The 13,860-nt window shown below is 61.9% G+C and carries 8 protein-coding genes and 3 pseudogenes; 3 read left to right on the forward strand and 8 right to left on the reverse strand.

Annotation, left to right across the window (positions count from 1 at the left end; genetic code table 11):
* Positions 1-38: 38 nt before the first annotated feature.
* Positions 39-1,628, forward strand: coding sequence for a trimethylamine methyltransferase family protein (locus ABCN56_RS04695; RefSeq protein WP_343079607.1), 1,590 nt, complete (start codon positions 39-41; stop codon positions 1,626-1,628).
* Here ABCN56_RS04695 and ABCN56_RS04700 read toward each other — a convergent pair.
* The 4 genes and pseudogenes from ABCN56_RS04700 to ABCN56_RS04715 all read right to left on the reverse strand — a co-directional run.
* A pseudogene (locus ABCN56_RS04700) lies at positions 1,624-1,775 on the reverse strand (IS5/IS1182 family transposase); the annotation flags it as partial. The gene ABCN56_RS04695 and the pseudogene ABCN56_RS04700 overlap by 5 nt on opposite strands.
* A gap of 537 nt (positions 1,776-2,312) precedes the next feature.
* Positions 2,313-2,819: pseudogene (locus ABCN56_RS04705) on the reverse strand (DDE-type integrase/transposase/recombinase); the annotation flags it as partial.
* A gap of 5 nt (positions 2,820-2,824) precedes the next feature.
* Positions 2,825-3,241 (reverse strand): annotated as a pseudogene (locus ABCN56_RS04710) (transposase); the annotation flags it as partial.
* Between the two features lie 406 nt (positions 3,242-3,647).
* The gene (locus ABCN56_RS04715; protein WP_343079608.1) at positions 3,648-4,520 is read right to left on the reverse strand and encodes a M15 family metallopeptidase; all 873 of its coding nucleotides are present in this window, start codon (positions 4,518-4,520) and stop codon (positions 3,648-3,650) included.
* A 176-nt stretch (positions 4,521-4,696) separates the two neighbouring features.
* Between ABCN56_RS04715 and ABCN56_RS04720 the strand changes: the two genes are divergently transcribed.
* Both ABCN56_RS04720 and ABCN56_RS04725 read left to right on the forward strand, forming a co-directional pair.
* A complete protein-coding gene (locus tag ABCN56_RS04720; protein WP_343079609.1) occupies positions 4,697-5,254 on the forward strand; it encodes an OmpA family protein in 558 nt (185 codons plus the stop codon).
* A gap of 43 nt (positions 5,255-5,297) precedes the next feature.
* Positions 5,298-7,466 carry a serine/threonine protein kinase gene (locus ABCN56_RS04725; RefSeq protein WP_343079610.1) on the forward strand — a complete coding sequence of 723 codons (2,169 nt, stop codon included), beginning with the start codon at positions 5,298-5,300 and terminating at the stop codon, positions 7,464-7,466.
* 2 nt (positions 7,467-7,468) lie between these two features.
* Here the strand turns inward: ABCN56_RS04725 and ABCN56_RS04730 are convergent, their stop codons facing one another.
* Genes ABCN56_RS04730 through tssL form a run of 4 tightly spaced genes read right to left on the reverse strand, consistent with a single transcriptional unit; the run spans position 7,469 to position 13,831 of the window.
* Positions 7,469-8,179 carry a PP2C family protein-serine/threonine phosphatase gene (locus ABCN56_RS04730; protein WP_343079611.1) on the reverse strand — a complete coding sequence of 237 codons (711 nt, stop codon included), beginning with the start codon at positions 8,177-8,179 and terminating at the stop codon, positions 7,469-7,471.
* Entirely contained in the window at positions 8,176-8,853 is a 678-nt protein-coding gene (tagF, locus tag ABCN56_RS04735; protein ID WP_343079612.1) for a type VI secretion system-associated protein TagF, read from the reverse strand. Before tagF ends, ABCN56_RS04730 begins: the two co-directional genes overlap by 4 nt.
* Entirely contained in the window at positions 8,853-12,431 is a 3,579-nt protein-coding gene (gene tssM, locus ABCN56_RS04740) for a type VI secretion system membrane subunit TssM (protein WP_343079613.1), read from the reverse strand. Before tssM ends, tagF begins: the two co-directional genes overlap by 1 nt.
* A complete protein-coding gene (tssL, locus tag ABCN56_RS04745; protein ID WP_343079614.1) occupies positions 12,428-13,831 on the reverse strand; it encodes a type VI secretion system protein TssL, long form in 1,404 nt (467 codons plus the stop codon). Before tssL ends, tssM begins: the two co-directional genes overlap by 4 nt.
* Between the last annotated feature and the right edge of the window lie 29 nt (positions 13,832-13,860).

A 13,860-nucleotide genomic window follows, 5' to 3' on the forward strand; every position in this document is an offset into this window, starting at 1 on the left:
GATGCGACACGAAACCACAGAGGAAAAGGGGCGCCGCAATGAACCAGATTCAAGTGACGGCTTCACGGCGCGGTGGACGCGAGGCGCGGAGAGCGCTCAGAGTTGCGCCGACGGAAACCGACCTGCGCCCCGTTCGCGGCGGGATGGAAAACCCCCGCCACTTCCGCCCACTAAGCGACGCCGACATGGTGCGCATCCACGCGGCCGCGCTCGATGTGCTCGAGACGGTCGGGATCGGCGACTGCCTGCCCTCCACGGTCGAATACCTGACGCGGATCGGCTGCATCTATCGCGACGATGGACGGATCACCTTCCCGCGCGCCCTGGTCGAGGACTACATCCCCCGGATCAACCGCGACTTCCTGCTCGCCGGGCGCGATCCCCGGCACGACATGCACATGCAGTCCAGCCGGTTCTACTGCGGCACGGCCGGCGCGACGGTGAACATGGTGAACCCGCGTACCGGCGCCTATCGCGGAACGACGTTGAACGACCTCTACGACTGCTCGCGCCTCGTCGACACGCTCGACAACATCCACTTCTTCCAGCGCACCGTGGTCCCGCGCGAGATCGAAGATTTCTTCGAGATGGATTTCAACACCTGCTACGCGAGCCTTGCCGGCACGTCGAAACATGTCGGCACAAGCTGGGGCGGCGTGCGCCAGCTCGAAGCCTCGCTCGACGTGATGCATCTTCTCGCCGGCGGCGAGAAGCAGTGGCGCGAGCGCCCGTTCGTGTCCATGTCCTGCTGCTTCACCGTATCGCCGCTAAAATGGGCCGCAGACAGCTGCCAATGCCTCGAAGTCGGGGCGAAGGCGGGAATGCCGATCATGCTGGTCTCGCTCGGGCAGGCCGGCGCCACCGGCCCCGCCGCGCTCGCCGGAAACGTGGTGATGATCCTCGCAGAGCTGCTCGCCGGCATGATCTATGTCGACGCGGTGGCGCCGGGCAATCCGGTGATCCTCGGCTTCTGGCCCTTCGTGTCGGACCTGCGCACCGGCGCGATGTGCTGCGGCAGCGGTGAGCAGGCGCTGCTAACCGCGGCCTGCGGCCAGATGAGCCGGTATTATGGGCTAATCTCGGGGATTCCGGCGGGCATTGCCGACAGCAAGATGCCGGACGCGCAGTCGGGCTACGAGAAGGCCATCAACCATGTCGTCACCGCCAATTCCGGCGCGAACCTGATGTACGAGGCCGGCGGGATGGTCGCGTCGCTCATGGGCTTCTCGCTCGAAAGCCTGGCGATGGACAATGACTCCGTCGGGGCGGCGCTGCGCACGGTGCGCGGCATCGAAGTGAGTGACGACACTCTCTCGGTCGATGTCATCCGCGAGGTCTGCATGGGCGGCCCCGGCCACTTCCTTGCACATGGCCAGACCATGAACCTGATGGAACGCGATTACGTCTATCCGAAGCTGGGCGACCGAATGAGCCCGAGCGAATGGGCCGAGAAGGGCAACCGGACCGCCCTGGACCGCGCCGTCGACTATGTCGACGCCACGCTGGGCGAACATTACCCGGAATACATCCCCCAAGCGATCGACGAGCAGATCCGCACGAAATACCCGGTCCGTCTGCCGCGCGAGCGGATGCGCCCGAATGCCGACTGGCCACGAAAATGGGGCTGACCTGGCCCGCCGTCATGAAGAACCGCAGAGGGCGCCCCCCAGCATCCGTGACGGCGTAACGCTCGGTTTTCTTCCCGCCCTTCGTCCGCCCGATCAGGCGTCCGCATCCCCGTTTTTCGTCCGCAGGCTTGAAGCCGAGCGGTGCGCCAAGCCCTTGGCTGCGCGCCCGGGGCACACTCTGCAATCGGCCACACGAATCCCGGCGCGTTACATGGCCCGGACCTCAGTCATGTCGCGCGCCGCGATTCAGGCGTTCGACAACAGTCCAGCAACATATTATGCAAACCGCCTGCAGAACGGACCGGAACCGGGTCGGGCCGCTGGAGACAAAACCAAGTCATTTCAAAGGGAAGGATGGTACCGCCTCCCCGGCTCGAACGGGGGACCCCCAGATCCACAATCTGAGCCGAGGCATTGAAACAAAATGGTTTTGCTGCAGACCGCACTGGAATGTCGTCTGTAAATTCCAATGGTTAGCGAGCAGCTGCAAACCATCCGCTTCGGATTTCACAGATTATTTTACGGCGCATGATGCTCACTGGAGACATTCTTGGAAACCTGCAATGCGATCAGAAGTTCGGTGGCTGTCACCGTAAAGGCAATGTGCGGTCTCATGGGCAGCAATCACGGTGGTGCTGGCAGACTAATTCGAAACAGTTTCTACAAGGACAGTGACGCTGTTCCTTATCCCGCGCAGATATGGCGCCACTCGGCGAGAGCGGCGTTGCGTTTGAGCTTCAAGAGGTTTCGGTTTGAGAGGCGGCGTTCCTGATTGAAATGGTTCGAGACGGAGGCGTGGACGGCCACGGACTTCTGAAGACTTCGCATCGGACGAAACCTAAGCATGGCTCGCTCCCGTCGTCGGAATGGCAGGTGCGAGTTCTCGGACCGGTTGTTGAGCCAGCGGCCAGTTTCCTGAAGGGTCTAGGCACCTAAGTCCTATAAGGCCCCGCCGTGCGAACGAAGCTTGTCGGTCACGAAGATATTTGCCCGGGCATGCTTCTTCATTGCTTTTATTAGGAATTTGAGCGCTGCCCTCTTGTCGCGAGTCTTCTTGACGAAGCCGTCCAGAACTTCGCCTTCGTGATCCACAGCCCGCCAAAGCTAGTGCCGCTCGCTGTTGATCCCCACGAAGATCCCATCGAGATACCAAGGCCACCGGCCCGATCGCATGCGCTCGGCCCGCCGCTGGGAGCGCCGTGCTTACGGACATGCCCTTCGCCTGCGCCTTCGACCTTGATGCCCGTGCTGTCGATCAGCAGGTGCAGCGGGCCCTTGAAGCCGCGATATGGGATGTTCACGGCCAAGGTCTTCTGGCGACGCGACAGCGTGATGAAGTCTGGCACAGCCCGGTCCAGGGCAACCAGGCACATCAGGCTTTCGACGAAGCCGGTCATCTGGCGCAAGGCCATGCCGAACAGCACCTTCATGGAGAGGCAGGTTTGGATGGCGGCATCGCTGTGTATATGCTGTCGGCCACGCCTGCCTCTCGGCGTGGCATTCCAACTCATCTCGGGGTCGAACCAGATCGTCGCCGAACCCCGGCGCTTGAACGCTTGGTTATGGGCCAGCCTGTTCCCGGTCCTGTAGGTGGGAGGTGTCGGTCTGCTCATGCAGCCCAGCTACCGCGCTGGATTCACGAGATGAATCCCTCAGTGTATTTGTGCAACAGAGCCTCCTCGCCCCTCGACGCGCATGAGGACGTGCCCGAAATCATAGCCGAGGCCCTCGCGGCAAGCGTTCCGAATTGAGGAGACAGCTGCGCCTAACTAGTGCGCGCCAGTCAAACGCTCCGCGAGAAGGTATCCGAGGGTGTCTTCGGCAATCCGAAGCTAGATGCACCGCGACGGAGACGATTCCGAACGTAGGAAGCGCCTTTGCGTCGGGTGGGCCCCGCCACGGAACATCATGACGCCTCAAGCGGCCTCAAAACCCCCTGCTTCGCTACCCGGAGGATGACCCGGACATAGCCGTTCAGCAGCTTTGGGTAATCTGTTCGCGCGACCCGCATGGCCCGTTTCAGAGCTTACCCTCGGAAATCCATTCCTCGATCAGGTCGCGCCCGACTTCGAAATGCATGCTGTCCTCGCGCGAAAACCCGGCGCCCCAGTACCAACCTTCATTCCGGAAGAAATCTGCTAGGATTGTCAAACCAAGCTGGGTCTTTCCATCACCGAGCGTGTCAAGATGCCCGTCAATGTTAAGGTCCAGCGAAAGACCGAAAGCATGCGTGGACGTGCTGTTGGCCGACCCTCGTATCCGCCTGACGCAGAGCGAACCGGCGGTGTTGATCCGCGCGTACAGGTCGGGATCTGTGGCCTTGATCCTGTCGAAGACCCGGCGCAACGAGTCAATGGCAGGACGGAGCATACGGACCTGCACCGGCCCGACCTGCTCGAGCACGAGGTTTTTTGACAGGCGATCGTTGGTCATTGTGCCGCAGTCTTCGGAAAGCTCCTCGTTCGGCTTGCCGAAGACGCTTTCGAGATAACTCGGGTCCGCGATGTTAACGCCCCGATTCACGTTGCGCCGGTTGGCGATGAGCACGACCTGAGCATAGGCATCAATGATCTGGTTCGGACCTTCCCGCATCAGGGACGGGTCGACACCGGTGGCGGAACCCGGTGGTAAGGTGTCTGTCGCCGGGCCACTGGGCAGCGCGGAAATTCTTTGCTCTAGTTCAATAACCTTTGCCTGAAGCGCCTCGATCTGCTGACGAAGCATCTCGATCTCGATGCGGGCGCCGCTGTCGATGGCGGACCCTCCGCCAGCGTCACTGTCGTAGGCGATCGACGACTGCTCCGGGCCGAATTGCAGATAGATCAGCACGCCGAGGCCGACCGCTAGCAGGATCATGGCGGCGACGATTGCTGGAATGACGCGCTTGTCCATTTCGGGCCAGTCTACGCGGGTTGATCTTGGCTGATACGACACTGGTCCAGCGCTGACATGGTGTCAACCAACGAGCCTCCGCCGTTCCACTGCAACGCCGCAGTGCTCTCGCAATGCGGTTGTCCAAGATATTGACCTACTGTAGCATGAAATACGTTGGGACAAGAGGACCCGCCATGTTGATCGAACGTTTTTTCGGATTTCTTTTCACCGGGTTCGTATTCGCCTCATCGGCGATTGCGCAGGACGCGAGTGACTTGTCTGCGGACCAGCTCAGGGCGCTTTTTGACAAGCAAAAGACGCGCGGCCTCGTTCTGGCCCCCACCGAAGCGCCACTGACCGAGGAAGCCCCCGCAGGCGCACCTGCAGCGCAGACGACCTACGTGGAACTGGCGCCGGACGAACAGATAAACATCCAGATCCGTTTCGACTTCGATTCCGCCGCTCTGCGCGACGACGAGAAGCCGAAACTCGCAACCCTCTGCGAAGTCATGAAGACCGTGGACGTGCAGCAGTTCCGGATCGTCGGCCATACCGACGCGTCGGGTTCCGCGAACTATAACGAGAAGCTTTCGCTCCTGCGCGCTCAGGAGGTGAAGCGGCACCTGGTAGGCAATTGCGGCATTCCAGACGAGAAGCTGGAAGCTGTCGGCGTCGGCGAACAGTTCCCGCTGGACAAGGAAGACCCGAATGCCGACGCCAACCGGCGCGTCGAATTCCAGGCGTTGAGCTGAGAAACCGCTACGCGGACCTAAGCCTTCACGGACAGGAGTCCACATGAGCACGCCTCAGGCGGGTGACATTTTCCAACCCGGCGACCTCCTGAACAACACATACCGCATCCTGTCCATCCTTGGGCGCGGTGGCACTTCGGAGGTTTACGAGGCACGGTCGGAAGTTTCCGGGCGCGTCATCGCCATCAAGGCATTACGATCCGAGTACGCGAACAACGCAGATTTTCTTTCCCTTATGACCCGGGAAGAGGAGATCCGCGACGTGCGCCATGACGCGGTCGTCCGCTACTACGATACACAGCGGATGCTGAATGGCGTTGTGTATCTGGTCATGGACTATGTCGAGGGTGTAGGTCTCGACCAGAAGATGCGCGAGGGCGGCGTTGAGGCCGCTGACCTTCTGATCATTGGCCGCCGGGTCTGCGAAGGCCTGATCGCCGCCCACGAGCGACGGATTGTTCACCGAGATCTTTCGCCCGACAATATCATCCTGCGCGGTTCGAACCCGGCCGAAGCTGTGATCATCGACTTCGGAATCGCGAAGGATACGAACCCCGGCGCAGCTACAATTGTCGGCAACGAATTCGCAGGAAAATACGCCTACGCCGCGCCGGAGCAGCTGCGCGGCTTCTCTGATGCGCGGACGGACATCTACTCGCTGGGTGCACTGTTGCTCGCAGTGTTCCGCGGCAAGAAGCCGGATGTCGGCAAGAACCCGGTCGATGTGGTCCAGAACAAGTCGAAACCTCTGGACGTCGAAGGCGTGCCGGAACCGTTGAAATCGCTCATCGCTCGGATGACCGATCCCGAACCGGATCGCCGATTCCAATCGGCGCAGGACCTTTTGGCTGCTTTCCGGTCCGCGTCAGCGGGCCGCTCGGCCGCTCCGGCGGCCGCGGGTCCACTGGAAGACGCGACGGTGATTGCGCCGCGGGTCACCGCAGGGAAAGAAACCGCCACACGGGCGCCAAGGACTACCGCCGCCAAGGACGAAGGCCGGAAAGGGTCCCGCATTCTTTTGCCTGCTGGCCTGGCCCTTGTCGTCGCAGCGGGCACCGGCGGCTATTTCGGCGGATTTTTCGAAGGCCTTCTTGGTCCGTCCTATCCGCTCGCCGACCCCTTCACCCTTACGGTCGAGAAGGCTCCGAACGCGTCGCCCCACGCCGCCGGGAATGTCCCCTCGCCCGAGATGAACGCTGCGCTGTCGGATCGCATGGCAGCCTTGGGGGGGAACGCCGAACTATCCGTTGCCACCGGGAACCTTGCCGAGACATGGAGTGACGACGTGCTGCGAGCCGTCGACGCGGTATCGGGGCTGGACGAATACCGGGTTGCACTGTCGAACAACAGCATCGAAGTGTCCGGCCTGGCGAAGAACCGCGACGATCTTGCCGCCGCCCAAAGCGACGTGGCTGCGCTGCTTTCGGGCGGACCACTTTCGGGAACGGCGGACCTTCGGCTCGGGCCCAGGTTCCTGCCGCCGGCCGATCTCGCCCCTCTGCTAGAGACCTATGCCGACTGCGGGCGGCTACGCCTGCTTGCGCCTCCGGTAGCGGGGTATGGGTTTGATGACAGGATCATCGTCAGCGGCACCTTCTCCAGCACTGAGAGCCGCGACGGCCTCAGGGATGCAATCGGGGCGATTGCCGGCAACCGCTCAGTGAGCGTCGACGCCGAACTTCTGAACCCGGCCCTATGCGAAATCGATGCGGTCCTGCCTCAGGCCACGCCCGGCGGCTTCGACGTTCACTTCGGGTTCGGCGATAGGCCGGATCCGAACCCGTCAGGCACCTACGTGGTCGGGGACAATCCCGTGATCGATGTGAAGCTTCCGGACGAAGTTCAGGACGGCTATCTCTGGATTTCCATAGTCGACGTGCAGGGGATCGTGTTCCACCTGCTTCCGAACATCGCGCGCCCTGACAACAGCATCGCCTCGCTCCGGAGCGACGCAACGGATGGCTATATTCGGGTGGCTTATCCGCTTTCCGACGCCTCGGACCGTTCGCGGCTTGCCTTCAAAGTCGACGGCAGCGTTCTTGGAAAGAGCAAGATCGTCGTCGTACATTCCGAAACACCGCTCTTCGATGAACTTCGCCCGACGACCGAGTCGGCGCAAAGTTTCGCCGAAGCGATACAAGAGGTCCGGAATTCGGGAGGATTGTCGGTCGCATCGCTGGATACGGCTATGCTCGTGACGACCGAGCGCTGATCTCAGATTACATCGATCACGATGACCGAAATGTTGTCGGCGCCGCCGCCATCAAGGGCGATCTGTTGCAGCGTGTCGGCAACCGTCTCGATGGGCTCCGAACGCAGCACGCGCTCCAGCGTGCTGAAGTTTGCATATTTGCTCAGACCGTCGGAACAGAGCAGGAAGCGGTCACCGGGGAAGACTTCGCCTCGGATCTTGTCGAGTTCGAGCGCGCCATCCACTCCGACGGCGCGCGTGACGACGTTCGACTGCGCGTGGCGCTCTGCCTCGTCCCAGGTGAGTTCTCCGGCTTCGACGAGCGCCCCAACGAGCGAGTGATCTGAGGTCAATAATTCGATCGATCCGGACTGCAGCCGATAGAGACGGCTGTCACCCGCCCAGAACCCGGCAAAGTGGCCTTCCGCGACTACTAGGACGACCACGGTCGCGCCTATGATTCCAGCGCCGCGGTTCGTGGCTTCGGTCAGGATGCTCTCATGCGCCCGGCTGATCGCAGTGCGCAGTTCACGGATCAGGTCTCCGGGCGGAAGTCCGGATGGGAGCATCGCGATGTTATCCACCACGCATTGAGACGCGAAATCCCCTGCCGAGTATCCGCCCATTCCATCCGAGACGGCCCAGATACCCTGCTCCGGCATGGTGAGGATGCTGTCCTCGTTCACCTTCCGGACCTTGCCCACATGCGTCGAGGCCGAGAACCTGATTTTCATTTGACAACTTCCAGCACACTGGAATTCCACGCTGGCGCTTCCAGGTCGAACAAACCCGTCGCTTGCACCGGGTCCGGCAATCCCCGGGACAGCATCAGCCGTTCCTCTCTATCGACGACCGCGCTCCAGAGGCACACATCCCCATGTTTTCCCGTGATTTGCGCCGCCGCAAGGGCGTGTTCGGGCATGACATCGCGATAGATCATCACAGGCGAGCGGCCGGGAGCGCAGTCGACGTCGGCAGGCAGTCGGAGGTCCTGTTTCTCAAGCGCCCCGGCAAGATCGTTGCGGCCAATCTCTTCATCGAGGACGGAAAGCGCCAGATCTTCAAGATTCTCGAAGGTCTGGCGGTTGGCGAAGTGAACGAGCGCCGCGTTCCGCCCAACGAACTGAGCACCCAGCGTCAGTGGGTATCGCCGGCCAACCCTGTCGACTGACGGCATGACAATACCCACCAACCCGCGCTCCCCCACGGCACCCGAGGCGAGTGTGAAGCGCCAGATTGGCGCGGATAGGTAGCACTCGCTCCATCGCTCCGCGAGACGATCCTGCGCGGCCAACAACACCCTCTGCATCCAAGCGTCCCAAACGTTGGCAACACCCGATGGAAGGCCGAGCCGTATGAAGTCCCCAAGGGCCGGGATCTTTCCGAAAGCGCCGAACCCGGTACCCATCAAAATGACTTCGGACAGCTGAACTTGCTCAGCGCCGGAAGGGCGAAGGGGTTCAGGACCGACCCCGACTGGAGCTGGAAGATCGCGATCCGGCCACCGACGTTGAAAATCACCCGGTTTCGGTCAGATACGTTCGTGCTGCGGATCTCGGCCGCATTGAGAAGCCGGAACCATGCCCAGGGCCCGTCACGGCTGAGCGTGCTCTCCGTATTCGAACTTGCAGGCTGGAATGTGACGCGGGCAAGCCCAACCTGCCCCGGCCACGTGATCGCGGCGGGTGTCGGGGCCGCTGAATGCCTGAATCCGACTGACTGGCCGTCGATTTCGAGAAGCACTTCCGTCGCCTTCGGATCGAGAGCTTCGGGTGTGATCTGGAACTTCACCGCGGGTTCCGGACCACCGCTGAAGAAGGCGTCGCGAATTTCCGAAGCGTACTGAAGTTGCTGCAGCACGGCCTGCGAGATCCCGAGGTCGACATCGTTGACCCGGTTCCACGCCCATGGTCGGGCCCGGATGTCGACGTGGTCGCGCAGGTTCTCATTGAAGAACGCATCAATGAGACCGTTCGGAGCAAAGAGCCGCGAGAAGTCCTGCATGGCCACGTCCGCGCGAGCTCCCCGGTTGAAGGGGTAGCGGTTTTCCAGCGCCTGCTCGCAGAAAGGAAGCACCTGCGCCTGCCATTTGGCGTTGATTGAAGCGCGCGTCCCGTCCGCGGTGATACCCGCAGACCCGCTGACGATCTGCGTCGACCAGCGCTGGATCGGTCCGGGAAGCCGGTTCGCAAGCTCCTGGAAGCGGACGATGGCAGCCGTGTCCTCGCCAGTCCCTCCCGCTCCGCCGGAGAAGGAAAGCTTGTTCAGCTCCTGGTAGACCTCGGTCAAACGCCCCATCAACTCGTCCAGCTTCGACGGCTGGCCTTCCGGTTCGGCGACGAGGTCGTTCAACCAGGCGAAACGCTCTTCCACGTAAGCACCTGGTGGCTTCGGCTCCGGTCCCTCTTCGTCCGTTAGGTTTGAACGCAGGGTATTCAGGAAAAGCTGGCTGCGGCTGGTCAACGCGGACTGCAGTTCAAGCTGCCCGATGTTCTGCGCACCCTCCGTCAGGCCCTGGATACTCAGGTCCGTTCGATCCTCGGTCAGCCTCGTTTCGGCCGCAATACCCTTCAGGACGTTGACGAGGGGCGAGGTCGGACCCGAGAGAACGTTTGTCACCTCCACCGCGTGGCTCAGGCTCTCCAGTGGAATGATGTCGACATCGCCGAGGATCTGGTCATAACGCGCGATGAAGTCGTTGTAGTATAGGTCAAGGACGTCACGGCTCATCGCTAGCAGCACTGTTTCGCTTTGCTCGCTTTCGCCACGCGGACCGAGAACCCAGCTTTCGCTTTGAATGCGCTTGGCGACGCCGAGCGCTTCGTCGAGGAAGACGGTATTGAACCCGTCGTAAGTGAAGATCCCTTCGATCCCCTCGTTCAGCGGTTTTCCGGAGGACCGGACCAGCACACGGGAAATCGCCGGTCCGCCAATGTCAGTCAGGCGCCACTGCGGCAAGTCCTTCGCCCGCGGCGAATTGATGATCCCGTTGTACACACGCTGTGCGAGTGGCATCTCGGACAGCAGCCCCTGGACCTGCTCGACCAGCGGGCCGTTCAGCGCGATCTGATCCATCGGCTGCGACAGAAGCGCATCAAGGTGGTTCGCGAGATCCTGACGCAGGTCAGCCCGGCCGGGACCTTCGAAGGCGATGCTCCAGTCGAGGTTCATCCATTCCTTGACCAGACTCTGGTTCATCGGCCCCTGCTGGCCCAACATCAGATAGACCTTGACCGCCTCGTAGAGGAAGTCGGGGTTGTTCATATTGGCCTGGATCTGATCTTCGAGGCGCAGGAGCAGCCGCGGCAGGAAGTGCTCGTTCAAGGCCGCGCGGTAGGATTGCTGTGCCTGGCTGCCGAGGACGTCACCCTGGTAGAGACCATAGGTGATCGACCGCTCGGGTTCAGGATCGGACGCGGCAGGATTGGCAGGAAGTCCGCGAAGGATGTTCAGCGCCGGCACGACGCTCGGAAGGTCGCTGTCCTCGATCGGGCTGCGGGGAATTTGGCCTGCCGCGCCGCGGTACTCGTCCACCTTTTCAGCGGTGGCCGCGAGCAGTTGCATATTGCCCATGTAGCTTCTGCCCCAGAGCGCGCTCAGCGCGAGCGCGCCCATGATCGATGCGGCGACGATGGCACGGCGCGACCAACGGTAACGCCTTTCGACCTTGTCGTCGGCACTCACCAGCCCCGCTTCCCGGAAGATCACACCCTCGAAGAGTCGGGTCAGGAAATAGGACCGTCCGGTCCCCCGGCCGGAACCGATAGCCTGCCGCCCGATGCCGAAAGTGCGCGCCATGCCCATCATGAGGCGATCGATCGGTGTGCCCTCCTGAGTGCCCGACGTGAAATAGATACCGCGCAGCAGGTGCCTTTGCTCGAACCGGTTGTCCTGGAACACCTCATTGAGGAAATCCCGGGCTGTAGCCCGGACGGTGGCGACCTGGGATGGGAAGCCGGCGATAAGGCTCCTGCGCTGCGGATCGGTCTCCTGTTGCATGCGCTCGAGCGACTGCTCGTTGAGGCGACCAAGAAGCAGGCCGAATTCCGTGTCGAACGTGGCGACAGGGGAGAATTCTGCCTTGGCCTTTTTCGGCAACGGCAGCGTGAATCCCCATACCTGCTCACGGTCTTCCTTGCCGAGCGTATCGAAGAACTCGGTAAAGCCGGCGATGAGGTCCGATTTGGTAAAGACGACATAAACCGGGAACCGAACCCCGAGCGTGTCCCGCAGTTCGTGCAGGCGCCTGCGGATCGCCGCAGCGTGACTCTTCTGGGTCACCTCATCCTGAAGCGTCAGATCTGAAAGCGAAATCGCGACTATCGCGCCATTGATCGGCTGGCGCCTGCGGTATTTCTTAAGAAGCTTGAGAAAACCGGTCCAGGCAGCGTTGTCTTCAGCCGCGCCGCTATCTTGCGTCGTATAGCGACCGGCAGTGTCGATCAGCACCGCGTTATTCGTGAACCACCAATCGCAGTTGCGCGTTCCGCCGATGCCGCCGATCGCCTCCTTGCCGACGGTATCGACAAGCGGAAACTGCAGCCCGGAATTCACGATGGCGGTGGTCTTGCCCGCGCCCGGCGGACCGATCATGACGTACCAGGGCAGCTCGTAAAGGTGTCTGCGTCCAAGCTTGGACTTCCGAAGTGCCGCAAGAGCCGTCCGGAGTTTTCCCTTCAGCTCGTTGAGTTCGTCCTTGATCGCCTCGTCTTCCTCGTCGACCGCCTCGACCATCTCGACGATTTCCTCGGCCATCGCCTTGTCGCGCCGCGACCGCTGCAGAAGGATAAGGAGGAGGACAAGCAAAGCCAGAAACCAGACGGCGCCAATGAAGATGATCCGCGAAACAGGCGATGTCAGCGGGTAGGACTGGCCGAAGCCCAGAAGGGGCCCGAGGAACCAGGCCGCGAGGCTAAATGCGAGCGCGACCAGAATCGTGATGGCAATGCCCGATCCGAGTTTCCTGAACATCCGAATGATGATCATGTGGCGTCCTCTTTGACGAGGACCACTTCGATCCTTCGGTTCTTCGCCCGTCCTTCCGCCGTTTCATTCGGCACGATGGGCTCCTTGTCTGCCCTCCCCTCCGCGGAAATACGCGACTGGTCGTCGAGCTGTGGTGCAATCGCGCGCATCACCGATTCCGCACGCGCAAGCGAGAGGTGCATGTTCGATGGAAAGCGCGACGAGCGGATCGGCACGTTATCGGAATGTCCGACGATGATCACTTTTCCCGGCTCACCGTTCAGCGCTTCCGCAACCCGGGTGAGAATCTGGTCGTAGGCGGGCTTCACGGTATCGGACCCCGATCCGAACATCCCAGCCCCCGCTATCCGAACGGTGATGGTCGAGTTGTCCTGGAAGATCTCCACCAGGTTCTGCTCGATCTCCTCCTGAAGGAAACCGCTGATCCGACTGACATGCTCGACCGGGGGCGGAGACGGAGGTGGCGGAGGTGGCGCACGTCTGAGAAGCACGGCGACCTGGCCGGAATCGAGTGCAGAGAGCTGACCGAGGACGCGCCCGGTTGACTGCTGCAGCAAGTAGGACAGCGTCATGAAGCTGCCGGACAGGAAGACGGCGACGATCGCGGACATGATCCAGACAGGTTTCCAGATGGACAGGACCTTGTGCGGCACCTCCGCCCCGACCCAATGCGGCGAGAGGTCCCTTTCGACTAGGCCACGCTGGCCCCGAATGATCCGCGCCAGACCCTGCCTGATCTGCATGTGCTTCTCTGAACCATTCGCTTCGACGCGAAGCCGCCCTTCGAAGCCCAGAGAGAGGCAGAGGTAGAGGAACTCAAGCAGGTCAATGTTCTTTGCGGGGTCCTTTTCGAGCCGCGCCAGCAGATCATAGAGCCGGTCTCCGCCGACCGTCTCCTTGTGGAACGTGCCGACCATGGATTGCTGGGCCCAGACAGAATGACCGCCCCAGGGCGTGTTCAGTACGACATCGTCGATCGTGGCGCAGATCGCATAACGGGCGATCTTGACGTCCTGTGCGTCGACGCCCGACTGCAAGGCTAGGTTCTCGAACGCGCGCACTTCCGCGATGACCGAACGCCGGAGCTTCTCGGGGTCCATGTGCTGAGCGCGGTTTCGTATCCGACTCACCAGCGAGAAGAGCGTCGAGGCAGCCGCATTGAGCCGGTTCATCCCGGTCATGCCCTGCTCTACGGCGGTCTCTGCCGTCGATCCGCCCTCCTGGGGCGCCGATTTCGGCACTCCAAACCCGGCCTCCTCCTGCGGTCCCGCCGCCGGCTGTGGCCGCGCGGGCGAGGCCGACTGCGGGGGCGTCTGCGGAATCGTACGGCGACCGCCGGGATTCGGCTTGATCACCGTCCGGTCGGCGTCGTCCGGTTCAGCGAATGGGTCATCGGACATTACGTCATCCCCAGCTTCCAGTGCCCAGC

Source organism: Ostreiculturibacter nitratireducens (assembly GCF_032670585.1).
Classification (GTDB): Bacteria; Pseudomonadota; Alphaproteobacteria; order Rhodobacterales; family Rhodobacteraceae; genus Ostreiculturibacter; species Ostreiculturibacter nitratireducens.

Coding starts and splice junctions, on each gene's coding strand:
- ABCN56_RS04695 (WP_343079607.1), top strand. CDS start 39: ATGAACCAGATTCAAGTGACGGCTTCACGGCGCGGTGGACGCGAGGCG.
- ABCN56_RS04715 (WP_343079608.1), bottom strand. CDS start 4,520: ATGGACAAGCGCGTCATTCCAGCAATCGTCGCCGCCATGATCCTGCTA.
- ABCN56_RS04720 (WP_343079609.1), top strand. CDS start 4,697: ATGTTGATCGAACGTTTTTTCGGATTTCTTTTCACCGGGTTCGTATTC.
- ABCN56_RS04725 (WP_343079610.1), top strand. CDS start 5,298: ATGAGCACGCCTCAGGCGGGTGACATTTTCCAACCCGGCGACCTCCTG.
- ABCN56_RS04730 (WP_343079611.1), bottom strand. CDS start 8,179: ATGAAAATCAGGTTCTCGGCCTCGACGCATGTGGGCAAGGTCCGGAAG.
- tagF (WP_343079612.1), bottom strand. CDS start 8,853: ATGGGTACCGGGTTCGGCGCTTTCGGAAAGATCCCGGCCCTTGGGGAC.
- tssM (WP_343079613.1), bottom strand. CDS start 12,431: ATGATCATCATTCGGATGTTCAGGAAACTCGGATCGGGCATTGCCATC.
- tssL (WP_343079614.1), bottom strand. CDS start 13,831: ATGTCCGATGACCCATTCGCTGAACCGGACGACGCCGACCGGACGGTG.